Annotated in this window: 23 protein-coding genes, 1 tRNA gene and 1 pseudogene; 16 read left to right on the top strand and 9 right to left on the bottom strand. The window is 55.3% G+C overall.

Annotated features, from left to right (window positions below):
- Positions 1 to 5: 5 nt before the first annotated feature.
- The 3 genes from rpoB to rpsT all read right to left on the bottom strand — a co-directional run bounded on the left by rpoB (position 6) and on the right by rpsT (position 4709).
- Entirely contained in the window at positions 6 to 3299 is a 3294-nt protein-coding gene (rpoB, locus tag SYN8016DRAFT_RS10445; RefSeq protein ID WP_006854364.1) for a DNA-directed RNA polymerase subunit beta, read from the bottom strand.
- Positions 3300 to 3573: 274 nt separating this feature from the next.
- Positions 3574 to 4359, bottom strand: coding sequence for a TatD family hydrolase (locus SYN8016DRAFT_RS10450; protein ID WP_006854365.1), 786 nt, complete (start codon positions 4357 to 4359; stop codon positions 3574 to 3576).
- 50 nt (positions 4360 to 4409) lie between these two features.
- A complete protein-coding gene (rpsT, locus tag SYN8016DRAFT_RS10455) occupies positions 4410 to 4709 on the bottom strand; it encodes a 30S ribosomal protein S20 (protein ID WP_038014594.1) in 300 nt (99 codons plus the stop codon).
- Between the two features lie 147 nt (positions 4710 to 4856).
- Here rpsT and hisD point away from each other — a divergent pair, with 147 nt between their 5' ends.
- A complete protein-coding gene (hisD, locus tag SYN8016DRAFT_RS10460) occupies positions 4857 to 6140 on the top strand; it encodes a histidinol dehydrogenase (RefSeq protein WP_050802744.1) in 1284 nt (427 codons plus the stop codon).
- Positions 6141 to 6146: 6 nt separating this feature from the next.
- Here the strand turns inward: hisD and rpiA are convergent, their stop codons facing one another.
- A complete protein-coding gene (gene rpiA / locus SYN8016DRAFT_RS10465; RefSeq protein ID WP_006854368.1) occupies positions 6147 to 6863 on the bottom strand; it encodes a ribose-5-phosphate isomerase RpiA in 717 nt (238 codons plus the stop codon).
- 37 nt (positions 6864 to 6900) lie between these two features.
- Positions 6901 to 8031, bottom strand: a complete 1131-nt coding sequence (locus tag SYN8016DRAFT_RS10470; protein WP_006854369.1) for a trypsin-like peptidase domain-containing protein — start codon at positions 8029 to 8031, stop codon at positions 6901 to 6903.
- Between the two features lie 141 nt (positions 8032 to 8172).
- On the opposite strand from SYN8016DRAFT_RS10470, the gene SYN8016DRAFT_RS10475 reads away from it, so the two are divergent.
- The 10 genes and pseudogenes from SYN8016DRAFT_RS10475 to SYN8016DRAFT_RS15850 all read left to right on the top strand — a co-directional run.
- Positions 8173 to 8445: a hypothetical protein gene (locus SYN8016DRAFT_RS10475; protein ID WP_006854370.1), complete on the top strand. Its 273-nt coding sequence runs from the start codon at positions 8173 to 8175 to the stop codon at positions 8443 to 8445.
- An 8-nt stretch (positions 8446 to 8453) separates the two neighbouring features.
- A complete protein-coding gene (grrP, locus tag SYN8016DRAFT_RS10480) occupies positions 8454 to 9452 on the top strand; it encodes an extracellular substrate binding-like orphan protein GrrP (RefSeq protein WP_006854371.1) in 999 nt (332 codons plus the stop codon).
- 38 nt (positions 9453 to 9490) lie between these two features.
- Entirely contained in the window at positions 9491 to 9805 is a 315-nt protein-coding gene (grrA, locus tag SYN8016DRAFT_RS10485; protein ID WP_006854372.1) for a GrrA/OscA1 family cyclophane-containing rSAM-modified RiPP, read from the top strand.
- Complete coding sequence (gene grrM, locus SYN8016DRAFT_RS10490; RefSeq protein WP_006854373.1) at positions 9802 to 10950, top strand: cyclophane-forming radical SAM/SPASM peptide maturase GrrM/OscB; 1149 nt, start codon at positions 9802 to 9804, stop codon at positions 10948 to 10950. Before grrA ends, grrM begins: the two co-directional genes overlap by 4 nt.
- Before the next feature lie 133 nt (positions 10951 to 11083).
- Entirely contained in the window at positions 11084 to 11488 is a 405-nt protein-coding gene (locus tag SYN8016DRAFT_RS10495; RefSeq protein ID WP_006854374.1) for a hypothetical protein, read from the top strand.
- A gap of 114 nt (positions 11489 to 11602) precedes the next feature.
- Positions 11603 to 12070, top strand: a complete 468-nt coding sequence (rimP, locus tag SYN8016DRAFT_RS10500; RefSeq protein ID WP_038014601.1) for a ribosome maturation factor RimP — start codon at positions 11603 to 11605, stop codon at positions 12068 to 12070.
- A gap of 56 nt (positions 12071 to 12126) precedes the next feature.
- Positions 12127 to 13581 (top strand): transcription termination factor NusA, encoded by a 1455-nt coding sequence (gene nusA / locus SYN8016DRAFT_RS10505; RefSeq protein ID WP_006854376.1) that lies wholly within the window; start codon positions 12127 to 12129, stop codon positions 13579 to 13581.
- Positions 13578 to 13859, top strand: a complete 282-nt coding sequence (locus SYN8016DRAFT_RS10510) for a YlxR family protein (protein WP_006854377.1) — start codon at positions 13578 to 13580, stop codon at positions 13857 to 13859. The genes nusA and SYN8016DRAFT_RS10510 overlap by 4 nt, the downstream gene beginning before the upstream one ends.
- Before the next feature lie 62 nt (positions 13860 to 13921).
- A complete protein-coding gene (infB, locus tag SYN8016DRAFT_RS10515) occupies positions 13922 to 17341 on the top strand; it encodes a translation initiation factor IF-2 (protein WP_038014469.1) in 3420 nt (1139 codons plus the stop codon).
- A pseudogene (locus SYN8016DRAFT_RS15850) lies at positions 17341 to 17901 on the top strand (low-complexity tail membrane protein); the annotation flags it as partial. The gene infB and the pseudogene SYN8016DRAFT_RS15850, both read left to right, overlap by 1 nt.
- Before the next feature lie 204 nt (positions 17902 to 18105).
- On the opposite strand, the gene SYN8016DRAFT_RS15395 reads toward SYN8016DRAFT_RS15850, so the two are convergent.
- A complete protein-coding gene (locus SYN8016DRAFT_RS15395) occupies positions 18106 to 18363 on the bottom strand; it encodes a DUF3493 domain-containing protein (protein WP_071778053.1) in 258 nt (85 codons plus the stop codon).
- 41 nt (positions 18364 to 18404) lie between these two features.
- Here SYN8016DRAFT_RS15395 and SYN8016DRAFT_RS10525 point away from each other — a divergent pair.
- Positions 18405 to 18477: transfer RNA gene (locus SYN8016DRAFT_RS10525), tRNA-Thr, on the top strand.
- A 353-nt stretch (positions 18478 to 18830) separates the two neighbouring features.
- Here SYN8016DRAFT_RS10525 and SYN8016DRAFT_RS14595 read toward each other — a convergent pair.
- Positions 18831 to 18989 (bottom strand): metallothionein, encoded by a 159-nt coding sequence (locus tag SYN8016DRAFT_RS14595; RefSeq protein WP_071778054.1) that lies wholly within the window; start codon positions 18987 to 18989, stop codon positions 18831 to 18833.
- A 109-nt stretch (positions 18990 to 19098) separates the two neighbouring features.
- Here SYN8016DRAFT_RS14595 and SYN8016DRAFT_RS10535 point away from each other — a divergent pair, with 109 nt between their 5' ends.
- Positions 19099 to 20370: a DUF389 domain-containing protein gene (locus SYN8016DRAFT_RS10535; RefSeq protein WP_006854383.1), complete on the top strand. Its 1272-nt coding sequence runs from the start codon at positions 19099 to 19101 to the stop codon at positions 20368 to 20370.
- An 11-nt stretch (positions 20371 to 20381) separates the two neighbouring features.
- Here SYN8016DRAFT_RS10535 and SYN8016DRAFT_RS10540 read toward each other — a convergent pair whose 3' ends face one another.
- Together SYN8016DRAFT_RS10540 and psbA are read right to left on the bottom strand one after the other, a co-directional pair.
- On the bottom strand, positions 20382 to 20849 hold the full coding sequence (locus SYN8016DRAFT_RS10540; protein ID WP_006854384.1) for an HIT family protein: 468 nt from the start codon (positions 20847 to 20849) through the stop codon (positions 20382 to 20384).
- A 224-nt stretch (positions 20850 to 21073) separates the two neighbouring features.
- Complete coding sequence (psbA, locus tag SYN8016DRAFT_RS10545) at positions 21074 to 22153, bottom strand: photosystem II q(b) protein (protein WP_006854385.1); 1080 nt, start codon at positions 22151 to 22153, stop codon at positions 21074 to 21076.
- Positions 22154 to 22337: 184 nt separating this feature from the next.
- Here psbA and SYN8016DRAFT_RS15570 point away from each other — a divergent pair, with 184 nt between their 5' ends.
- The 3 genes from SYN8016DRAFT_RS15570 to SYN8016DRAFT_RS10555 all read left to right on the top strand — a co-directional run bounded on the left by SYN8016DRAFT_RS15570 (position 22338) and on the right by SYN8016DRAFT_RS10555 (position 23319).
- Positions 22338 to 22478 carry a hypothetical protein gene (locus SYN8016DRAFT_RS15570; RefSeq protein WP_006854386.1) on the top strand — a complete coding sequence of 47 codons (141 nt, stop codon included), beginning with the start codon at positions 22338 to 22340 and terminating at the stop codon, positions 22476 to 22478.
- A gap of 32 nt (positions 22479 to 22510) precedes the next feature.
- The gene (locus SYN8016DRAFT_RS10550; RefSeq protein WP_006854387.1) at positions 22511 to 22861 is read left to right on the top strand and encodes a hypothetical protein; all 351 of its coding nucleotides are present in this window, start codon (positions 22511 to 22513) and stop codon (positions 22859 to 22861) included.
- An 89-nt stretch (positions 22862 to 22950) separates the two neighbouring features.
- A complete protein-coding gene (locus SYN8016DRAFT_RS10555; RefSeq protein ID WP_006854388.1) occupies positions 22951 to 23319 on the top strand; it encodes a hypothetical protein in 369 nt (122 codons plus the stop codon).
- Positions 23320 to 23341: the final 22 nt, after the last annotated feature.

Here is a 23341-nt window from a genome sequence, read left to right on the forward strand (position 1 = left end):
ATCCGTCAGTCCTCGTCGTAATCCGCGACGCCTAGGGATTCGTACGTAGGCCTGCTTGGGGTGCTGCGGCGTGGATTCACGTCTTGCATCAGGTCCACTTCCTTGCCCTCATCGGTGAATACAGCGATATCAAGACCGAGAGACTGAAGTTCGCGCATCAAGACCTTGAAGGACTCGGGTGTACCAGGCCGTGGAATCGGCTTGCCTTTCACGATCGCGTTGAGAGCTTCATTACGGCCCTGCATGTCGTCCGACTTGACCGTGAGAAGTTCCTGCAAGGTGTAGGCGGCGCCGTAGGCCTCAAGGGCCCAAACCTCCATCTCACCCAAACGCTGACCACCTTGCTGGGCCTTACCACCCAATGGCTGCTGAGTCACCAAGGAATAAGGGCCGGTGGAGCGAGCATGGATCTTGTCGTCGACAAGGTGGACCAACTTCAGGAAGTGGGAATAGCCAACAGCCACAGGTTGGTCGAAAGGTTCGCCTGTCCGTCCATCTCTCAGCAGGAGTTTTCCTGGATCTTCAGGGTTGTAGATCCAATCTTTTCCTGGCTGACTCGCCGCTTCCTTGAGATAGGCCTGAACCGTCTGTTGAGACTTTTCAGCGCCATACATTTCGTCAAAGGGAACGATTTTGACGCGGCAATCGAGGTTGTGAGCAGCCCAACCCATCAGCAGCTCAAACACCTGGCCCACGTTCATGCGACTCGGCACGCCCAAGGGATTCAGAACAATGTCCACTGGTGTGCCATCGGGCAAGTAAGGCATATCTTCGCGGGGAAGAATGCGGCTAATAATTCCCTTATTTCCATGGCGGCCAGCCATTTTGTCGCCGACCTGAATTTTGCGACGTTGGGCCACATACACCCTCACCACCATGTTGGCGCCAGGGGGCAATTCATCACCCTGTTCACGGGTATAGATCCTTACGTCAACCACGCGGCCGCGCTCGGTGCTGGGGACGCGGAGGGAGTTATCGCGAACGTCACGGGCTTTCTCACCAAAAATCGCGCGAAGCAATTTCTCTTCCGGGGGTTGGTCGGATTCACCTTTCGGCGTCACTTTGCCAACAAGAATGTCTCCACTCTCTACAAAGGCTCCGATACGAATAATCCCCATCTCGTCGAGGTTGCCGAGACTTTCTTCGGCAACATTAGGAATTTCCCGGGTAATCTCTTCCGGCCCTAATTTGGTTTGGCGAGCCTCAATCTCATACTTCTCAATGTGAACAGAAGTATAAAGATCATCATTCACCAAACGCTCACTCACAAGGATTGCATCCTCGTAGTTGTATCCCTCCCAGGGCATGTAAGCGATCAGGACATTCTGGCCAAGAGCAATCTCTCCGCCTTCACAGGCTGAACCATCGGCAAGGACTTGGCCGATGATGACCGGATCACCCTGTCGGACGATCGGACGCTGGTTCAAGCAGGTGTCTTGATTGGAGCGCTGATATTTCTGAAGGAAATGGGTGTGGTCGTAGCCCTCTTCATCTCGCACCACGATCGCCGTCGCATCCACAAAGGTGACAGAGCCGTTCACCCGTGAGATTGGGACCATGCCTGAGTCACGGGCCACCTGAGTTTCAAGGCCAGTGCCAACGAGTGGACGTTCTGGACGGAGCAAAGGCACCGCCTGACGTTGCATGTTGGAGCCCATCAAGGCACGGTTGGCGTCGTCGTGCTCCAAGAAAGGAATCAGTGATGTCGCCACCGAAATCACTTGGACAGGCGACAGCTGCACATAATCGACCTGCTCAGGTGGAACTTTCTCGAAGTCCTGCCGGTAGCGAACGGGAATGAGCTCAGCCAAGATTTGGCCATCCGCATCAGTCGCAACGTCACCGGGAGCGAAGCGGCACTCATCTTCAAGGTCCGCAGAGAGATAAATCGGGTCTCCGCTCTTTTGAACAACTCCGTTCTCGACTCTCCAGAACGGAGTCTCAATGAAGCCATATTCATTCACTCGGGCATGGGTCGCCAGAGAGTTGATGAGTCCAGCGTTCGGGCCTTCTGGGGTCTCAATCGGGCAAAGACGACCGCAATGAGAAGGGTGAATGTCTCGTACAGCAAAGCCTGCGCGTTCACGAGTGAGACCACCTGGACCAAGCGCCGAAATCCTGCGCTTGTGCGTGAGCTCAGCCAAAGGATTTGTTTGATCCATGAACTGGCTCAACTGGCTGGAACCAAAGAACTCTTTGATCGCTGCCACAAGAGGTTTGGGATTCACCAATTGAGCGGGAGTGAGCGAGTCGGTTTCCCCAACCGTCATCCGCTCCTTGATGATCCGCTCAAGACGATTCAAGCCAACGCGAACCTGGTTCTGAAGAAGCTCTCCAACAGAACGAACGCGACGATTACCCAGGTGATCGATGTCGTCAAGACTTGCGCCACCCACATCAAGCTCGAGATTGATGAGGTAATCGAGGGTCGACAGAACATCCTCATGCGTGAGGGTGCGAACCGAGTCGGGAATCGTGAGCCTAAGCTTTTTGTTGATCTTGTAACGGCCGACGCGACCAAGGTCGTATCGCTTGGGGTCAAAGAAGCGGGTTTGCAACAGCTGCTGGCCACCACTCACAGAAGGTGGCTCACCTGGTCGCAGCTTTTTGTAGAGCTCAAGGAGCGCTTGATCCTCGGAACTAATGCCTTCGTCGTTGGCAGCCTCGATCGATTTCTTGTAGTACTCGGGGTGCCTGAGCTTGTCGACAACATCGTTGTCAGAAAGGCCCATCGCACGCATCAAGACGTGAGCATTGATTTTGCGTGTTTTATCAACGCGAACATGCAAGAGATCGTTTTTATCGGTCTCAAACTTCAACCAAGCCCCACGATTGGGGATCACGCTTGCGTTGTAAGTACGACGGCCATTCTTATCCTGCTCATCCTTAAAATAAACGCCAGGACTACGAACAATCTGATTAACGATGACTCGCTCAGCACCATTAATGATGAACGTTCCACGTTCAGTCATCAAGGGGAGTTCGCCAATAAAAACTTCTTGCTCCTTGATCTCACCGGTTTCCTTATTAACCAAACGGCAAGTCACATACATCTGAGATGCAAAGGTCGCATCACGACGTTTTGCCTCTTCCACATCGTGGCGAGGACGCTTCAGGCGATACTCACTGCCTACAAAATGCAGTTCTAGCTTTCCGGTGTAATCCGTAATAGGCGAGAAACTCTCCAGTTCCTCGATCAGGCCCTTATCCAGAAACCACTTAAAACTTGCCCGCTGCACCTCCACCAGATCGGGCAGGTAGGTGACGGTCTTGGCGACTTGAATCGCGCTGCTGCTCATGCGGAGACCTGCAGTTGAAAAGTGGGAACAAAGGCCTGAAGAATCGTCAAAGATTCAGAAAACCAAAATCTCGTCGCTACAAGAACAGGCAGCCATCCCAATCGAGGAACGACTGCCGTACTCCGTGGCTTTAGAGGTTTTTGATCTGAACAGATGACGTCGTCAATGAACCGGAAGGAAATGGACGCTTCTGGGGCCGAAGACACAGGAACTGCACCTTGGCCAGGCCGATTAAATATCTTACACTTTCACGCTGACTCCAAAGGAGCCTTTGTCAGGGAAGCCCGAACAAGCTTCTGGCGTTGGCGGTGCTGGCATCAGCCACTTCAATCACAGTCTGCCCCCTTAGCTCGGCAACGCGTTCGGCAACTGATGCCACAAAAGCAGGTTCATTTCTCTTTCCGCGCCGAGGAACTGGGGCCAGGAACGGGCAATCGGTCTCCACAAGAAAGCGATCCTGCGGAACGTCTTTCGCGCAGAGATGCGTGTCGACGGCTTTCGGGAAGGTGACCGTTCCACTGAAACTGATGTAGAAGCCAAACTCAAGAAAAGCTGCCATTTCCGAGGGAGTCCCGCCCCAGCAATGCATCACGCCCCTGGGGCAATGGCCGCGGAGTTGTCTTTCACGCAGTTCAGCCAGCATCGGTTCAGCAGCATCCCGGCAGTGAACAATCACGGGCAAATCAAGCTCCACTGCGAGATCGAGCTGAGGCCTCAACACGGAGAGTTGCTGATCCAGATTCTTGTCTCGAAACAGATCTAGGCCAAGCTCCCCTATGGCCACAACACGAGAATCGTCTTTCGCAGCGGCGCGTAAGACGTCAACGGTATCGGCGGCCCAATGCTCCGTATCGAGAGGATGCACGCCGACGGAGTAACGCATCTCAGGGAAGCGATCTGCCAAAGCACGAATCGCCGGAATCTCTGAAGGCTCCACGCAGGCATGCAACAGAGAAGTAACCCCGGCCTCTCGCCATCGGGAAGCCACCTCATCCAAATCGTCCTCAAACGTGCGAAAGACGATGTGACAGTGGCTGTCGATCAGGGTTGGAGTGGACATCAGATCAGGACCCGAAACGCGCCTTCAGGCCCCATTGTGCCGGGATGGGATCAGCTAACGCTCGGCTCGATAGCGCGCTTGACAGCCGTACTCAAACGAGACTTTTGATGCGCTCCGGTGTTGCGGTGCATCACACCACGCTTGACCGCTTTATCAATTTTGCTGAATGCTGCGTTGAGGCTGGCGTTCAACGTAGTTTTGGCCTCATCGCCTGGGGCCTCGCTGTAAGCACTGCATGCAGTGAAACAGCGCTTCATGAGGGTACGCAGCGCTGATTTATACGCCTTGTTCTGTAAGCGATTGCGCTCGCCGATCTCGACGCGCTTTTTCGAAGACTTGTTATTGGCCACAGAGCCGGATTTCAGTTCAACAATCCGTGACCATAACCCACCGCGCTGCAAATCATCGAGCACATGGTTCAAGGGCCACTTAGTTTGAGCAAGAACGACGATGAGGTGACGACAGTGCTGAGCAATGAGCATCCGCCTGCCGGTCTCATGCGCTGCATCAGCACCGCTGCGCAAGCCGAGCAGGAGCTCGATCGGATCGCGACCAGAACCACCGGAGCGACCCAACGCGAGGCGGAGCAACGGGTCCAAGAGATTTTGGAGCAGGTCAAGAGGGATGGAGACCAAGCTCTCATCAGCCTCACAGAGCAATTTGACGGTTTCCGCCCAGAACCTCTTCGCATCGATTCAGACCTGCTGGAACAAGCCTGGAAGGACACCCCTGTCAATCTTCGCGATGCCTTAGATCTCGCGCACCGACGCATCCAAGATTTCCACCAGCGGCAACGTCCCACTGATCTCAGCGTTTCCGGGGTTCACGGAGAGCAGCTCGGTCGACGTTGGCGCCCAGTCCATGCAGCCGGCCTCTACATCCCAGGGGGTAGAGCGGCCTACCCCAGCACGGTCTTGATGAATGCCGTGCCAGCCAAAGCTGCGGGCGTGAAGCGAATCGCGATGGTCACCCCTGCTGGGGCCAACGGATTGATCAACACCACCGTTCTGGCAGCAGCTCACATCGCTGGGATCCGCGAGGTGTATCGAGTGGGCGGTGCACAAGCGATCGCAGCTCTCGCCTATGGAACAGACACCGTCCAGAAGGTCGATGTCATCAGCGGACCAGGAAATCTTTTTGTGACCTTGGCCAAAAAATCGGTCTATGGCCAGGTGGGGATCGATTCTCTGGCAGGTCCGAGTGAAGTTCTGGTGATCGCTGACCAAACAGCAAAACCAGCGCAGGTGGCGGCTGACCTCCTAGCTCAGGCAGAACACGACCCGCTTGCTGCCGCCATCCTTCTCACCACGGAAGAGGAGCTCTCTCGTTTCGTCCCAGAGGAGATTGAACGTCAGCTTGCCTCCCATCCACGCGAAAGCATTTGCCGACAGTCCTTAAGCCAATGGGGGCTGATTGTGATTTGCGACAGCCTTGAAGATTGCGCGAGTCTCAGCGATCGCTTCGCTCCAGAGCATTTAGAACTCCTGGTGGAGCGACCAAGAATGATGGCGGATCGCATTAACCATGCAGGTGCCATTTTTATTGGCCCATGGAGCCCAGAGGCTGTCGGGGACTACCTAGCAGGGCCCAACCACACACTCCCCACCTGCGGCGCCGCCCGATTCAGTGGGGCACTCAGTGTGGAGACATTCATGAGTCACACCTCCCTGATCGAGTTCAACAAGGAAGCCCTTGATGCAACCGGGGTGGCGGTGGAAACCTTGGCCATGAGCGAAGGTCTCCACAGTCATGCCAATTCGGTGCGGATCCGGCTTCAGTGAATGGCCTTAACCCACTCGCTCCAGGCTGCGGACTCCGGCAACGCCATCACTGATTTCACCCACAAGCACTTCGTCAGCCAGGTTGACGAAGAGTCCGTTCTCCAAGACACCTGGAAGGTTGTTGATATCTCGCTCGAGAGCAATCGGATCAGAGATTCCAGCTTCAAAGCGAACATCCAGAACAAGATTGCCCTGGTCGGTCACCACAGGGCCCGCTTTACGCGTTGCCATTCGGAGCTCTGCAACGCCTCCCATGGATTTCAGACGGGATTGAACTTGCACCCATGCGCCTGGAAGCACTTCAACAGGCAAGAGGAAGTCGAGATTTAAACGCTGCACAAGCTTTGTGGAATCAACCACGACGATGAACCGTTCGGCGCGGTCAGCGACCAGCTTCTCTTGCACATGGCAAGCTCCACCACCTTTGATGAGTTGGAAAGCAGGATCCACTTCATCGGCACCATCGATCGCCAAATCGATGCGATCAATCGCGTTCAAAGCCCGCAAAGGAATCCCCAACTCAGCAGCAAGAACCTCGCCTTGAAACGACGTGGTCACGCCGACAATGTCATGAAGCTCACCTGCTGCCAGTCGCGCCCCGAGGCCTTGAATCATCAAAGCGGCAGTGGAACCCGAGCCGAGGCCAACCACCATGCCGTCACGAATCTGTGCAACGGCCGCCTCCGCGACGGCCTGCTTCATTTGAGTTTGGAGATCCGACATCGATCAGCTGCTGAGGGCGAGACGGTAGCAAGAGTTCTCAGCTCATTCCTGGCAGAGGAGCCGGTTTAACCGACAGCTGCAGATCTCCCCCATTGCGCAGAATCTGCAACAGCAACGGCTGATCAATTTCCGCTTGGTCCACCTGTTTCAACAAATCCTGGGGATCTCGGATGGTGTCTTCTCCAGCATGAACAATCAGATCACCACGCCTTAATCCGGCACGTTGAGCAGGGCTGTCGGGCAGAACCGATTGCACCAAGGCACCAGAGCGTTCCGGCAATTCAACGAGAGCATTGGGATCACGGTTGTGATCTCGCGCAATACGAGCGGTGAGAGGCACAAGTTGGACTCCCAAATAAGGATGGACAACCTCACCATCTTTTTGGAGTTGTTCAGCCACTCGGGAGGCCAAATTGATCGGGATCGCAAAACCCAATCCGGCCCCAGGACCAGAACGCACCAGCGTGTTGATCCCAATCACCTCCCCGGTTGCATTCACCAGGGGTCCACCGGAATTTCCAGGATTAATCGCGGCGTCGGTCTGGATCAGATCGAGACGCTTATCGGAAAAGCCGAGGCTGCTGATATTGCGATGAAGACTGCTGACAATGCCCAACGTGACCGTTCGTTCCAGGCCGTAAGGAGTGCCTAACGCAATGGCCCAATCACCAACTTCCAAGGCCTCAGAGTCTCCCAACGTTGCCGGAGAGGGCAGAGCCCGACCAGACAGACGGACCAGCGCGAGATCGGTGACAGGGTCTTGACCAATCACTTCCCCGTCTCTCTGTTCCCCATCAGACAACGTCACATTGACAGTGCTGACTTGATCAACGACATGGGCATTGGTCAACACCAGGCCACGGCCATCGATCACAACCCCTGACCCCTGACCCCGCTGACGCTCAGGGCCGATCCCATAGCCGGGTTCTCCCAGGAGGTCTCTCAGGAGAGGGTCAATCAAGTTCGGATCAAAAGGCTGCCGTTCGATCAAGCGTTCGGTGTCAATCCGTACCACCGACGGCGCTACCTCCCGGACGGCGTTAGCAACAAAACTGTGGCCGCCAGCCGTAAACGAGAGATCCGCGGCCTGAGCGGGGAGGCCGCAGAAGCAAGACATGACCAGAAGGGCTGTCAGGCAACAAAAGCGAATCATTTTCAAAACCTTCATGCCGTCGGCCAAGAATCATGAATACATAAGAATCGTCACGCTAGTGGCCCCGCTCACGTGAATGAAGCACGCGCATCAGGCAACTCACTTGAAGAAGAAGCACGGCATTAGTTTGATCAACCCTTGCTTCATTTCAGAGCCATGACCGAGTCGTCAAACGTGCAACTCCGATGCGAGCTCTGTCAGATCGAGATCAATGAAACCGCCGATCAGGGAGACGAGGTCGTGTTCAGTCGTGGAGCCACCGGAAGCCGCAGCAAACTTTGGGCACGCGTGTGTCAGTACTTAAAAACAGACGAGCAAAAAGCAGCTTGTATCAACCAAGACGCAACCCAACGAGGCAGCGAGAAGCCTGGTGATCGCTACGAAGAAATCGCTCCTGTTGAAGTCGGAAGCACACAGGCTTCAAACTGATCCCGATCGTGCATGATCCAATCCTTGACTGGCACACTTCCCAAATTCGTGTCTATTACTACCGTCAGATACGTCATCAACTCTCGATCATGCGCTTGTTTAAAGCGGCCGCTACTGGCCTGATCGCGCTCACTTCGATTGGCCTTGTGGCCTGCCAAAAGTCAGCTCCCACCAGCGACAAAGGAGCTTCAAGTCAGGCAGGCAATGTATTCGAGACAGGAAAGCTCAGGGCGGTCGTCCTTGACAATGTGCTCCCCATGGTTGACGAGAAAGATGGGAAATATGAAGGCCTTTCTTTCGTCGTGCTCAACGCCATCCGCGATCAGCTGAAATCAGCGTCGGAGAACAAGTCCGATGACATCGTGATCGAGCCTGTTTCCATCAAGTCTGCACAGGATGGACTGAACAAAATTCGTTCCGGAGAAGCCGATATTGCATGTGGCGTTGCCTTCACATGGGAACGACAAAGAACGCTTACTTACAGCTTGCCTTTCGCAACAAGTGGCGTTCGTGTCTTAGCCCCTAAAGGCAATGACGGAACACCGGAAAGCCTCAAGGGCAAAACGATTGGTGTCGTGAAAGACACGGCAGCAGCAGCCGTGCTGGCTAAATCCGTTGATGATGCCCAATTCCAATTCTTCTCAACCCCCACAGAGGCCCTTGCAGGTCTTAAGGACGGAACCGTTGAATTCCTGGGTGGCGACAGCCTCTGGCTAAAAGCAAGCCGTCAAGCCACAGCTCCGGATGCTGATCTTGTCCCCACATTCCCTTACGCAAGATCCAGCGTGGGCTGTGTTGTCGCGAACACCACTCCTCACCTTCTGAATTACAGCAACTTGGCCATCGGTCGCATGCTGACCGCTTATGTGGACGACAACAAAGACGTACGCACAGCCGTCAATCAGTGGATTGGTCCTGATAGTCAGGTTGGACTGAGCGAAAACATGATCGGCGATTTCTTCACCATCGTGCTCGCAACGACAGCTGAATTGTCCAAAGGCTCCTGAGCCCTAGTCCCTAACTCCACTCACATTTCACGTCACCCATGAACAAAACAACCCTGCTGAGCATCGCTGCAATCCTCGCCTCAAGCTCAGTGCTCACTGACGCCTCTCACTCCGCTGTTCTTAGTGAGCCCGATCTCGGGAATGCTCTTGAACAGCGCATTGAAAAACTCTCCAATAACGCCTGGGCACGCTTGGAGACCAGTGATCACAACACTGGCCAGTCCATTGCTCGCGCTTGGGGCAACGGCAACGGCCGTGCTTTCGCCAACGGTGGTGGTGCTCGTCGAGGTTTCGCTAATGGCGGCGGCGGCGGCTTTGCCAATGCCTATCGCGCAGGTTTCGCCAATTGGTGAACCACGCTGATTACGGACCCATTGGCCTCTTGGTGATTCAGGCCACATCACTCTGCAATCTCGATTGCAGTTACTGCTACTTGCCTGATCGCCAAAAACGCCGGATCTTTGATCTCAATCAATTACCTGTGTTGCTGAACAGGGTGTATGAGAGTCCCTTTTGGGGCCCTCATCTTTCAATCCTTTGGCACGCAGGCGAGCCCCTGACGTTGCCCTGCAGCTTTTATGACGATGCCACTGCCATCGTGCGTGAGCAAACGGCTGAGCTGCAGGAGCAAGGGGTTCAGATTGAGCAGCACGTGCAAACGAATGCCACGCTGATCAACGACGCCTGGTGTGAATGCTTTAAACGCAATCGCATTGTTGTTGGGGTGAGTGTTGATGGACCGGAAGAGATCCACGACTCCCATCGCCGATTCCGGAATGGGAAGGGCTCTCATGCTCTAACCATGCGTGGCATTCGCAAGCTTCAAGAACAAGAAATTCCGATCCATGCGATTGCCGTACTCACCAGTGCTGCCATGGAAGATCCAGAGAGGATGTACTCCTTTTTTCGGGACAATGGGATTCATGATCTCGGCTTCAATGTTGAAGAGCAGGAAGGCGTCAACGCCAGCTCTTCCATGCAAGGAATCAGCCGAGAAAAGCAATATCACCACTTTTTAAAATGCTTCTGGGAGTGCAATCAAAGGGACGGTTTTCCGATTCGGCTTCGTGAATTCGATCAAATCACCGAGATGATGATCAGTGGTCAAAGACTGCTTCAAAACGAAATGAATCGCCCATACTCGATTTTGAGTGTGGATTCAGCCGGCAATTTTTCCACGTTTGACCCTGAACTTTTATCCGTTGAAACCCAAAAGTATGGGTTGTTCAACTTAGGCAATATTCGCGATCAATCTCTTATTGCAGCCACTGAAAGCGAAACATTTCAGCAATTGCTTCAAGACATGACCGCGGGCACAGCGCTTTGCCGCGATCAATGCGATTACTACGGCTTTTGCGGAGGCGGAACTGGAAGCAACAAGTATTGGGAGCATGGAACCTTGGCCTCAAGTGAAACCTGCGCCTGCCGCTTTTCAACCCAAATCCCAGTGAAGGTCCTTCTCGAACAAATTGAAGATCAGGGTGTAAAAGCACCCTAATTATCCAACAGCCAATATGTTTTCTCTGGCACGCAAAAGCCGTCGATCCACATCAGCCATCGGCGTGATCGCGGCTTGCTCAACGCTCATTTTTGCTCACGCACCAACTGCTCAAGCAGGTTGCACGTTCCTCATGCCAATCGGTGGGAATGGCGACGGCCCCAAGCCCTACATCGTCAAAAAGAAAGTTGAGCGTCCGAAGGGCCTCATCGGGAAAGCGGTGGGTCGGACTAACTGGAACACCGATTTTGTGGTGAATCAACCTTTTGCCTCTTACAAACTCTTCTTCACAGCAGATTCAACGGATAGCAACCCTGGCTCTTACCCAATCGAAGCCTTCCTGAAATTTTCAGACGGCAGCAATTTAAAAGTTGTCAACGAATTCATGAAGCCACCAACGGGCACGGGAGCCCAGTTCGGGCCATTTCAGTCTCCTTCCGGGAAGGCCGTGAGCCAAGTGAATTTCAGAATTGGCGCCAACAACGATCCTGGGGCGACCGGATTCAGTTATCGCATCTCCGTACAGGGCTGCGACTGATGGAGGAAGGGGCAATCAACTACATTGTTGATCGGCTTGGTGAGTTCCTCTTTTCAGGGGGGTGATCGCAGTATCAACCATCGGGCCAATGCCCGACTCTCCCTCCGATTGTCCTTGCCCCATCCTCTGCTCCCAGCACTCAAGGAATTGGCCTCTGCCACAGCAGTAGGCCATGGATTTGAGTTGGCTGACTTGCAGGTCTTAGCCCACATGCAACCCATGACGGTGCAGATCCAAATTCGCCGTTCCAGCGGAGAGGATGTGACCCTCGATGATTGCGCCGGTTTCAGTGCACCGATGGGACAAGCCCTGGATAATTCTGCTGTTCTCAGCGAGGCTTATGTCTTAGAGATCAGCAGTCCAGGGATCGGAGAACGGCTTCATTCGGATCGCGATTTCCAGACTTTTCGTCGCTATCCAGTCGACGTGATTCACCGTGATACCGAAGGAACTGAGCAGAAACATTCCGGGACCCTTTTGGAGCGAACGGAAGACCACGTAAAGATCAGTATTCACGGGCGAATTAAACAGTTTTCGCGAAGCTCCATCATTTCTGTGGAGCTCACCAGTCCCACAGGCTGATTCTTTAAGCCTCTTTCCAACCTCACTCTCCTCCAAGACTTTCATTCCCGTCCTCGATGGCTCTCGTCCTTCTCCCCGGCCTCAGCAACCTGATCGAAGACATCAGCGAGGAAAAGAAACTCGCCCCTCAGGTCGTTGAAGCTGCCTTAAGGGAAGCCCTCCTCAAAGGCTATGAGCGCTATCGGCGCACTCTGTATTTAGGGATCAGTGAAGATCCTTTTGATGAGGAGTATTTCAGCAATTTTGATGTCGCCCTGGATCTCGACGAAGAGGGCTATCGGGTCCTCGCCAGCAAAATCATTGTTGACGAGGTTGAAAGCGAAGACCACCAGATTGCCTTAGCCGAGGTGATGCAGGTGGCTGAAGACGCCCAGGCCGGCGATACCGTCGTCCTGGACGTCACGCCCGAGAAAGAGGATTTCGGTCGCATGGCAGCTGCTACGACCAAACAGGTGTTGGCGCAAAAGCTGCGTGATCAGCAGCGACGGATGATCCAAGAGGAGTTCGCTGATCTTGAGGATCCAGTCCTGACCGCACGCGTGATTCGATTCGAGCGTCAATCGATCATCATGGCCGTGAGTTCAGGCCTCGGCCGCCCCGAAGTGGAGGCTGAATTACCCAGGCGCGATCAGCTCCCCAACGACAACTACCGAGCCAACGCCACCTTCAAAGTCTTTCTTAAAGAGGTCAGCGAGGTGCCACGCCGTGGGCCTCAACTCTTTGTGAGTCGAGCCAATGCGGGATTGGTGGTCTACCTCTTCGAGAATGAAGTTCCTGAAATTCAAGAGGGCTCGGTACGCATCGTTGCTGTCGCCCGTGAAGCCAATCCTCCATCGAGGTCGGTAGGACCTCGTACCAAGGTGGCTGTCGATAGCATCGAGAGAGAAGTCGATCCTGTTGGAGCTTGTATCGGAGCCCGGGGCTCGCGCATTCAACAGGTCGTGAATGAACTCCGAGGCGAAAAAATCGATGTCATCCGCTGGTCCCAAGACCCCAGCCAATACATCGCCAACTCGCTGAGTCCGGCGCGCGTTGAAGTGGTACGTCTTGTGGATCCCGAGGGGCAACATGCCCATGTTTTAGTGCCACCCGATCAATTGAGTCTTGCGATCGGACGAGAAGGCCAAAACGTTCGTCTTGCCGCTCGATTAACGGGTTGGAAAATTGACATCAAAAATTCAACGGAATACGACCAAAGCGCAGAAGATGCTGTTGTTGCTGAGCTCATCTCCCAAAGAGAAGAGGAAGAAGCCCTTCAACGCGAGGCGGAAGAGCGCCTAGCCGTGGAACAGGCCGCCAGGGCCGAAGAAGATGCTCGACTTCGTGAGCTCTATCCCCTCCCTGAAGACGAGGAGGGATACACGGAAGATGGAGAGTATTACGAAGAAGCTGAAGCTTCAGGAGAAGAGCCTGTCGCCGAAGCCAGCGAGGAGTCAGTCGAGACAACGGACACCGAGCTCGACTCTGAGGATGCCCCCAGCACAAGCGATGACGAGGAAGGAGCCCGGTGAACGTTTCGCGCCCCGTCCTCCGTCGCTGTGTCGCTTGCCGTCAGCTTCTTGATCGAAGCCTGCTTTTGCGAGTGATTCGTGACCATCAGGATGGGGTCCTCCTCGATCAGGGGATGGGCCGATCGGCCTACCTCTGCCCGACTGAGGCCTGTTTTGAAGAGGCACGCCGCCGCAAAAGGCTTCAGAAATCCCTGCGTTGCCAGGTTTCTGACGACTTACTAACGGCGCTGCAAGAGCGGCTCACCGAACCTCGTGTAGCAGCCGCTGAGGCAAGATGAACATTGGCACCACGTGTGTGGAGCCCCGAGGCACACCGTGCCCGGACCGACCGGAGACCTGAATGACCAGCAGCGGCAAAGTCAGAATTTATGAGTTGTCCAAGGACCTTGGCTTGGAGAACAAAGATGTCCTGGATGCCGCCGAGAAGCTGTCCATCGCGGCAAGGAGCCATAGCAGCTCCATCAGCGAAACAGAAGCCGGCAAAATCCGAAACCTTTTAAAGCAAGGTGGGAGCCCAGTTGCGTCTGCTCCTGTCAAGCCCGCGCCTAGAAAAGCAATTCTCTCGGTCAAAAAGGCATCCAGCCCAGCAGCCCCGTCGATGCCCAGCAAACCTGCGGCTCCCACGGCAGCAAAACCATCTCCGAAACCTTCTGCACCTTCACGACCAGAGGCGCCCCTGCCCTTGATCGTGCAGAAGCCCGTGTCGCGTCAAGCCGCACCACAAAAACCGGTGAGCCGACAAAGTCCCCCCGCAGCGGCCGCGCCAGCACCTTCTGCTTCAGCACCTTCAGCAGGAGCGCCGTCTGCACCCACCCCACGGCCCAAGCCCGCGGTCGCTCCTGCGCCCTCAGCGCCCAAGCCCTCATCCCCTGCGCCGACAGCTTCTGCTCCATCGGCTCCGGCAAGGCCCAGCTCGGCCAGACCGACACCAGCCCCTGCCCGACCCACAGGCACCGCTCCGGTGAAGCGCCCTGGCAGTGAAGCCAGTAGCCCAAGACCAACGGCTCCTCCAGCGCGTCCGCAACCGAAAGCCCCAGTCAACAGAGGGGCACCACAGCGCCCTGCCCCCAAACCAGAACTCGTGGGCCGGCCACAGCCCAAGCGCGCAGCACCTGGTGCCCCCGTGCGTCAGATCGGACAACGCCCAGGAGTGAGTCCTCGGCCAAGCGGGCCTCCGGGTCAGCGGGCAAACATGCCGCAGCGCCCGGCAGGTGCTCAACGTCCTGGGGCCCCGACACGACCTGGAAATGCCCCATCGAAGCCAGGACAACCCCGCGCAGGTGCCGGATCACTTGAATTGGTCGGCAAACCCATCCGCAGAGACGGCAGCAACGATGGCGCCGGTGGCCGTGGCGATGGACAAGGGCGTCCCCCTGGTGCAGCCAGACCTGGAGCCCCCCGTCCCGGTGGCATGCCTGGGATGCGAAAGCCGGTGGCCCCCGGTGAGCTCATGCAGCTCCAAAAACCGAACAGCCGTCCTTCAGCACCACCGCCAAGACGCGTGGATGGCACTCCTGTCGCCACCCGAAGCGGTGGTGAAGCTGCCGCTGGAGGAGCCAAAGCCACTCCTCCTGTTTCCCGTCCTACCGCCACTCCCCCATCAGCACCCAGGCGTCCAGGCTTCAGACCTGGACCAGGCGCTGGTGGTCAGCGCAGGCCTGGACGGCCTGACTGGGATGACAGCGCCAAACTGGAAGCACTGCGCAGTAAATCGCCTCAGAAACAGCGCCAAAAGGTTCACATCATCGGCGAAAACGATGATGCCCTAACCGCTGAGACCGGAGGATTCGCTGGTGAACGCCAGGCGATGGTGCTATCCGCCAGCTTGGCCCGTCCCTCCAAGCCAAGGACCAAGCACAAGCCAGCGCCCAAGCCAGTTGCTGCTATCAGGAAGCGGCGCAAGGAAACCGCACGTCAGCGTCAACGTCGCCGCGCGATGGAGCTGCGTGCAGCCAGAGAGGCCAAGCAGGTACGGCCAGAAATGATCGTGGTCCCCGAGGACAATCTCACGGTCCAAGAGCTCGCTGACATGCTCAGTATCGAGAGCTCTGAAATCATCAAATCTCTGTTCTTCAAGGGGGTCATTGCCACGGTCACGCAGACCTTGGACATGCCAACCATCGAAGCTGTGGCACAAGAATTCGGCGTGCCTGTACTTCAGGACGATGTCGAAGAGGCGGCCAAGAAGACCGTCGAGATGATCGAAGAGAAAGATCTCGAGCATCTCATTCGCCGTCCCCCTGTCGTCACCGTCATGGGCCACGTCGACCACGGCAAGACCAGCCTCCTCGATGCGATCCGTCAAGCCCGCGTCGCCGCGGGAGAAGCCGGTGGCATCACCCAACACATTGGTGCTTACCAAGTCGAGATTCAGCACAACGACGCCCCTCGGAAGCTCACCTTCCTGGACACTCCTGGTCACGAGGCGTTCACCGCCATGCGTGCCAGGGGCACCAAAGTCACTGACGTTGCCGTCTTGGTGGTTGCGGCAGACGATGGGGTGCGTCCTCAAACCTTGGAAGCCATCAGCCATGCACGAGCGGCAGAAGTGCCGGTTGTTGTGGCGATCAACAAGATCGACAAAGAGGGAGCCTCCCCCGATCGCGTCAAACAGGAACTGTCTGAACAGAATCTGCTGGCGGAAGAATGGGGAGGCGATGTGGTGATGGTGCCCGTCAGTGCCCTCCGCGGAGAGAACATCGACAAGTTGCTTGAAATGATCCTCCTCGTCACCGAGGTTGAGGATCTTCAAGCCAACCCCGATCGCCTTGCTAAGGGCACTGTGATCGAGGCCCATCTCGACAAGGCCAAAGGCCCTGTGGCCACGTTGCTGGTTCAAAACGGCACGTTGCGTACGGGTGACGTGCTCGCCGCAGGCCCAGTTCTGGGCAAAGTGCGCGCCATGGTGGATGACGGAGGCGGCCGCTTGAAGGAAGCAGGTCCTTCCTGTGCTGTGGAAGCCCTTGGCTTCAGCGAAGTGCCCACGGCAGGCGACGAGTTTGAGGTCTATCCCGATGAGAAGTCAGCACGCGCCGTGGTCGGCGATCGTGCTTCCGATGCCCGTGCGAGTCGTCTGGCTCAACAGATGGCCTCCCGTCGCGTGTCCCTCACAGCCATGTCTGGCCAAGCGAAAGAGGGCGACCTCAAGGAGCTCAATCTCATTCTCAAGGCCGATGTTCAAGGCAGTGTGGAAGCGATCCTTGGCTCGCTTGAACAGCTACCGAAAGACGAGGTGCAGGTCCGTGTGTTGCTGTCCGCTCCTGGCGAAGTCACAGAAACGGACGTGGATCTGGCGGCAGCCTCTGGCGCTGTGATTGTGGGCTTCAACACCTCGATGGCATCAGGCGCCAAACGGGCGGCAGATGCCAACAGTGTTGACGTTCGCGACTACGACGTCATCTACAAGCTGTTGGAGGACATCCAGTTGGCGATGGAAGGTCTCCTCGAACCAGAACTTGTCGAAGAATCCCTTGGAGAAGCAGAGGTTCGAGCCGTTTTCACGATCGGCAAGAGCGCTGTGGCTGGTTGTTATGTCACGACCGGAAAACTGCAACGGAACTGCAAGGTACGGGTGCGTCGCGGCAAAGAAATCGTCTTTGCTGGAGACCTCGATTCCCTACGTCGCAACAAGGACGACGTCAAGGATGTGGCCACAGGCTTCGAATGCGGTATCGGCTGTGATCGCTTCGCGAATTGGAAGGACGGCGACGTTGTTGAGGGCTATAAGCTCGTGACCCAGCGCCGCAAGCTCGCCACCTAATGTCACCTCGCAACGAGCCGCTTCTCTGGCTCCAGTTGGTGGCGATTGGAGCCATTCCACTGGAGCTACAGCTGCTTCGCTTGATCCTGGCTGGCTCAGATCTTGGTCCGGTGCCCTCGGTGGAACGCCTTCTTTGTTGGGGAATCGCCGTTGTTGCGCCTGCCGTGTTGCTGTGGAAACGGCCTGTTGATTGGGGCTCCCTGCTCCTCGTGCGTCAACCCCTCAAAGGGCGGACCAGCTGGCAACGAAAAATCAGTCAAGTCCAAGAGAACCTGCTCTTAAAACTGGTGGGAGCAGCAGGGGCTGTTCTTCTGCTCGCCCTGTTCTGGTGGATCGATCGATCCTCGCTGCTCATTGCAGATTTTTCGCCCTTCAACAGTGGCTATCGCCTTCAAAGTCTGCTGATTGCAACCCCGCTGCTGGCAATCATTGTTTGGCAATGGCATCAGCTGGTCCAATCGATCTGGCTTCTCACGCGTCCTCCGACAGCCATTGAAGGAGCTGCAGCGTTGACTGACCGTCAACTCGAAGAGGCAAGGTTTTCACTTGGCTTGGATCTTCTCCGCCTCGAGACGTTGGATTGGCACACTCCGGATCGCAAGACGCCAGCAGTTGAGAAACCGAAGGGACCTCAAAAGACCATCGAGACGCCTCCAGCTCCTGAGCCATCGATGGAGATGGAAGAAGAAGAACTCTCAGGCGATGACTCCAACGCCTTAAACGACGCAAACGCAGAAGAACTGAATCTCCCTACCGCACCAGACTCAGGACTCTCGCGTGCGATCGAACCAGAGCAAGCTGCCGAACAGAACGACAGCACCGATCTGGATCCCCAGGTCACTGAGGACAACAGTGTCTCCAGCGGTGACCTTGAAGGTCATGACGAACAAACCAAGCCCGCCGGAAGCGAAGAGAGCGACCCAGAGCAAGCGCCTTAGAGAACGCCAGGGAGTGCGTGCTTCCTGGAGCAGCCGCGCCTTCAATTCTGGATCCAACTGTTTTTGAGAGTCGCGGTCGCTCAAACCCTGTGCTGCGCAATGCCAAATGTTAAGTTCCTAAAGCTGCCGATGTAGCTCAGCTGGTAGAGCAACGCTTTCGTAAAGCGTGGGTCGCCTGTTCAAGTCAGGTCATCGGCTTTAAGCACAAACCCAGTTGCAGCAAAGAATCTGTGCTTTAGCCGGGTTTTTTATTGCCTCTGTGCTTTTCAAGCATGAAATTGTCATCGCCTTGTGGACAATTTTCTACACAAGGCTGATCTAAGGCTAACCATCCTCGATTTTGAGACAACAATAAGCAGAAGTAATCGTTATCACAAAACCTGCGCGACTCTTAAATGAAACCAATTACAGCGTCTGTCGTTATCTCATTAAAGATTTTCCGGCATGTCTCAGGCGCATCAACCCCTGAAATCCCATGATGCAATCTCAACAGAAATGAGACGAAGTGCAGGTCTAGCGCGAGAGTGGCAATACGCCGAACAATGAAGAGATCAGCAGCAGTCGCAGCTGTTGCAGCACTCCTCAGAGCCAGCGTGGCCGTCAGCGCAAGGCTGTGAGCAATACACCTTGCCATCTTTCTCAACAGCAGACTCAACAGACACTGCGCAAGCGCAGGGATCACAGGCACAAATTTGATTGCTGGTGGACATGTCTTCAATGGACGTCTTCCCCTTTCATAAAACGGGAATGCGTCCAAGTCCATCACCCATCTGGGGGAGAGCACACTCCTTCAAACTGAAACCATCTAAACCAGAGTTCATGGCCAGCATCGAACCCAGCAAGCTCGATCGCATGCACCGCAGCTTCGGTAGAGATGCGGAACTCGATGAAGTCTTCATCGTGCTGAGTGTCGGCGCAGGGATGATCGCAACCCTGGGTTTACTCGCCAACAGTCCTGCCGTCGTGATCGGTGCCATGGTCGTAGCCCCATGGATCATGCCGCTAAGAGCCGCCGCTTTTGCCGTGCTTTTTGGTGACATCCCCCTGCTCACTCGTTCCTTGCGAACGTTGATCGTGGGTGTGTGCGCGACCACTGTCTTATCCATTTTGTTAGGGAGACTGGCAGGGTTGCCTCAATTCGGCTCAGAAGTCGCAGCAAGGACATCGCCAAACCTTCTCGATTTGGGGATCGCGCTCGTGGCCGGTGGACTGGCCACTTACGCCAAACTTCGCAGTGATGCCGTGAGCTCACTTGCAGGAACTGCAATTGCGGTTGCTCTTGTGCCGCCGGTGTGCGTGATGGGACTCCTTCTATCCCATGCGTATTGGGAGGAAGCATTAGGGGCAGGCCTTCTATTTACCACCAACCTTCTTGGCATTTTGACCGGCGGATTAGTCCTCATGGCCTGCCAAGATTCCTACTTTCGCCACGAACTCAAGCGAAGCCATTTAGGAGCCGCAAGCTTTGCACTCACCGGTTTATTGCTGATTCCCCTAGGAACAAGTTTTATCAATCTCCTTGTCCAAGCGAGAAATGAGAATACACGCGAATCAGTGGAAAAGACGATTGAACAATTTCTAACCAGCGAGACCTTGACCTTTGGAGATAAAAATAAAGTAGATATCGAGAGAGTTGATATCGACTGGGCTCAAAACCCACCGGTCATCCGAGTGATAGTGCGTGTTGCAGACCCAGAACGTCCCACATATAAACAAGTTTCAGCCGTTCAAGAAGAGATCAACAAACGACAAGGGCTGCGATTTCGACTTGTCGTTCAACGCACAGCTGTTGACATCGTCGGCCCCAAAGAACAGCCCAATATTCAAAGCCCAATCTCCAAGCAACTGATCGATTCAAAGATTCAGCCAATTGATGAAACAAAACCTGTTGAAGACATGAGGCCCTTCCGAGAAGTCCCCCAAATCGAGCAATTGCCTTTTCTTGACAACATGCAATCCTTTGAGAAGGGAACGAAGAACGAGAAGGAAAAAAGCAAGGAAAGCAACCTCAACTCAACCTCTGAGCTTGAAGAAATCAAGGCTCCTGAGCTGCCTCTTGACAGTCAGGCTGCTGATAAAAACTTAGATTAATTTCGGCTGTCTCAATTTATAAAACCCTCCTGAGATTGAAGGCGAGCGGCTGCAAGGAATTCTTCAACAGATTCAAACGGAACAGGCTGCTCTCGCCCAGCCTCTACATCGCGGTAGAGATCAGCCACACTCCATGCGGCACTGCGCTGATCTGCCTGGAACCGTGGGATTAGATGCAAGTGGAGATGGCGCGCTCCCTCCCCGAAGGCAATGGCATAAACCCTGTCGCAGCCAGTCACCGTCTTAACAAGTTTGGACGCTTGCTGAACAATGCTTCCCCATTCATCCGCTTCATCGTCCAAAAAGTCGATCGCTCCAGCGAGATGGCGACGCGCATCGAGCAAACACCAACCAAGCAGCGGGGAAGGGTGCGGATGATGACGCAGCAACCAATGGCGATTGCGCCAAATCTCGAGATCGCGAAGACGTTCCACATTGGCGTGAAGCGCACAAATCGCACAGTGCTCTGAACGATCCATCGAATCAACAGAGGTCGATATGCCGGAATGGATTGCCATTGATTAAGGATTGAGATCGCTCCATGATCTTTATAGAAGGACGGTTGTCATCGTTGGGAGCACGGCTGTCAGCGCTCTCCTTCAAAGCCACAAAACCAGCCATAAAAACCGGGCACAAAAAAGCCCCCTCCTTTTGGGAGGGGGCTTTCTAGTTCAGTTGATCTGAACTTTTAAGGGGTTCCAGATCAACCGATTGCAGGTGCTTGGAGAGCCACAGGTGTGGACTCAGCAGCTGCCAGGTCGAGGGGGAAGTTATGAGCGTTGCGCTCGTGCATCACTTCCATGCCGAGACCGGCACGGTTCAACACATCGGCCCAGGTGTTCAGGACGCGGCCCTGACCATCAAGGATGGACTGGTTGAAGTTGAAGCCGTTCAGGTTGAAGGCCATGGTTGACACGCCAAGGGCGGTGAACCAGATGCCGACAACAGGCCAGGCAGCAAGGAAGAAGTGAAGGCTACGGCTGTTATTGAAGGAGGCGTATTGGAAGATCAAGCGACCGAAGTAGCCGTGAGCTGCAACGATGTTGTAGGTCTCTTCTTCTTGGCCGAACTTGTAGCCGTAGTTCTGGGACTCGGTCTCGGTTGTTTCACGAACCAAGGAAGAGGTCACCAGTGAGCCGTGCATGGCGGAGAACAGTGAACCACCGAAGACACCAGCCACACCAAGCATGTGGAAGGGGTGCATCAGGATGTTGTGCTCAGCCTGGAAGACCAACATGTAGTTGAAGGTTCCAGAGATGCCCAGGGGCATGGCGTCAGAGAAAGAACCCTGACCGAAGGGGTAGACCAAGAACACTGCAGATGCAGCAGCAACAGGTGCGCTGTAGGCAACACAGATCCAAGGGCGCATGCCCAAGCGGTAGGAAAGTTCCCACTCACGTCCCATGTAGGCGTAGATGCCGATCAGGAAGTGGAACACAACCAGTTGGAAAGGACCGCCGTTGTAGAGCCACTCGTCGAGTGAGGCAGCTTCCCAGATTGGGTAGAAGTGCAAGCCGATGGCGTTGCTGGAAGGAACAACAGCACCAGAAATGATGTTGTTGCCATACATCAGAGAACCTGCAACAGGCTCGCGGATGCCGTCGATATCAACCGGAGGTGCGGCGATGAAAGCGACGATGAAGCAAGTGGTAGCGGCAAGCAGGGTGGGGATCATCAGAACACCGAACCAACCGACATAAAGACGGTTGTTGGTGGAGGTGACCCACTCACAGAACTGCTGCCAGCCGTTAGCGCCGGAGCGCTGCTGGATGGTGGTAGTCATGAGAACGGAAAAGAAGGTCTCGCAAGGAGACGGTTACGGAAGGGCAGGACGCCCTGCCGAAGTAATTGTAAAGCAAGTTTGCGGTTTGTGATCGTCTTTTAAGCGCCCGAATCTTTTTTCGCCCCGCGAGAAGGGCAACTTCAGGAAGGCTTAAGATTTGAATGAACCCCGTACCGAGAGGCTCATGGTTTTGATCCGATGGCTTCACGCTGGTCAACGCACCGAAGAAACGGTTCCCGTTGCCATGGCACGCCACAGGCGGAATGAGCTCGAAGCACAAGGAGCTGTTGTGTACTGGAGCGAGCGCCTAGGCAACGCCTTCTAGCCATCCACACTGGATTCGTCGCAACAGGAACCATGACAATCAGCTCAAGGGCATTCCGCTTCCGACGTGGGGTCATCACTGTTGCGTTAGCCAGTTCAGCTGCCGTCGTTCTCAGCGCTTGCGGATCCAAATCAGTTCCTGTCAACACATCACAGGGCGAAGCGATCAATCGCTTGGAAAAGCGCCTGGAGCAGCTGGAACGCCAACTTGCAGAACAGCTTCCAGCGCCTTCAGACAACAGCAATAAGGTTCCTGCAGGCCCCGTCAGTTCCATCACCTTGAGGACAGGAACGGCTGATGACCGGTTGAGGATCTACTGGGCTGATGGCACACGCAGTGATCTTCCCTGCACCCAGGAACAGAACACCTGGGCCTGTGGCTAGAGCTGTCCCTGAGACGCCAGTCACAACCGTTTACACCTGCAGCTCGCTTGAAGCATTGAACAAGCGATTCATCGCGCCAAAATTGCGGCATGAATCAGTTCAAAACAGGCTTGGTGCTGATAAGCGGCCTTTGGCTATTGGCTTCCAATGCTGCAACAGCTCAGGCCACAAGGCCCTTACCACTGGCCCAACCGAAGGCAGCCAATCTCGCGCGCATGCGTGCAGAGTCGCTGAACGGGGGCTTAAGCCAATACAGGGCAGCAAGCTGCATGTACGAAACCGGAGCAGGGTCCTGTCTCGAATCCATCAGCGACGGAGGGTTTCTGTTCCGCTTCCAAGGTGGGCCGCCTGGTTGGCAGCAGCAAACCCCTCCCAACCCAACCATCGAGACATCGGTGCTGGTCTCCAGAGACGGTGACCGCATCCTGGAGGTCACTTACAACGGAACGGTCCGGTAAGGGCACGATCCAGTTGACAGAT

The organism is Synechococcus sp. WH 8016 (assembly GCF_000230675.1).
Taxonomy (GTDB): Bacteria; Cyanobacteriota; Cyanobacteriia; order PCC-6307; family Cyanobiaceae; genus Synechococcus_C.

Excerpts from the sequence above, each read along its gene's own strand:
- SYN8016DRAFT_RS15570 (WP_006854386.1), top strand. The coding sequence starts at position 22,338 with ATGGTTTTGATCCGATGGCTTCACGCTGGTCAACGCACCGAAGAAACG.
- nusA (WP_006854376.1), top strand. The coding sequence starts at position 12,127 with ATGGCTCTCGTCCTTCTCCCCGGCCTCAGCAACCTGATCGAAGACATC.
- SYN8016DRAFT_RS10495 (WP_006854374.1), top strand. The coding sequence starts at position 11,084 with ATGCCAATCGGTGGGAATGGCGACGGCCCCAAGCCCTACATCGTCAAA.
- SYN8016DRAFT_RS10555 (WP_006854388.1), top strand. The coding sequence starts at position 22,951 with ATGAATCAGTTCAAAACAGGCTTGGTGCTGATAAGCGGCCTTTGGCTA.
- SYN8016DRAFT_RS10475 (WP_006854370.1), top strand. The coding sequence starts at position 8,173 with ATGACCGAGTCGTCAAACGTGCAACTCCGATGCGAGCTCTGTCAGATC.
- hisD (WP_050802744.1), top strand. The coding sequence starts at position 4,857 with ATGCGCTGCATCAGCACCGCTGCGCAAGCCGAGCAGGAGCTCGATCGG.
- psbA (WP_006854385.1), bottom strand. The coding sequence starts at position 22,153 with ATGACTACCACCATCCAGCAGCGCTCCGGCGCTAACGGCTGGCAGCAG.
- grrA (WP_006854372.1), top strand. The coding sequence starts at position 9,491 with ATGAACAAAACAACCCTGCTGAGCATCGCTGCAATCCTCGCCTCAAGC.
- SYN8016DRAFT_RS10550 (WP_006854387.1), top strand. The coding sequence starts at position 22,511 with ATGACAATCAGCTCAAGGGCATTCCGCTTCCGACGTGGGGTCATCACT.
- infB (WP_038014469.1), top strand. The coding sequence starts at position 13,922 with ATGACCAGCAGCGGCAAAGTCAGAATTTATGAGTTGTCCAAGGACCTT.
- rpoB (WP_006854364.1), bottom strand. The coding sequence starts at position 3,299 with ATGAGCAGCAGCGCGATTCAAGTCGCCAAGACCGTCACCTACCTGCCC.
- SYN8016DRAFT_RS14595 (WP_071778054.1), bottom strand. The coding sequence starts at position 18,989 with ATGTCCACCAGCAATCAAATTTGTGCCTGTGATCCCTGCGCTTGCGCA.
- SYN8016DRAFT_RS10540 (WP_006854384.1), bottom strand. The coding sequence starts at position 20,849 with ATGGATCGTTCAGAGCACTGTGCGATTTGTGCGCTTCACGCCAATGTG.
- SYN8016DRAFT_RS10535 (WP_006854383.1), top strand. The coding sequence starts at position 19,099 with ATGGCCAGCATCGAACCCAGCAAGCTCGATCGCATGCACCGCAGCTTC.
- SYN8016DRAFT_RS10470 (WP_006854369.1), bottom strand. The coding sequence starts at position 8,031 with ATGAAGGTTTTGAAAATGATTCGCTTTTGTTGCCTGACAGCCCTTCTG.
- rpiA (WP_006854368.1), bottom strand. The coding sequence starts at position 6,863 with ATGTCGGATCTCCAAACTCAAATGAAGCAGGCCGTCGCGGAGGCGGCC.
- SYN8016DRAFT_RS10450 (WP_006854365.1), bottom strand. The coding sequence starts at position 4,359 with ATGTCCACTCCAACCCTGATCGACAGCCACTGTCACATCGTCTTTCGC.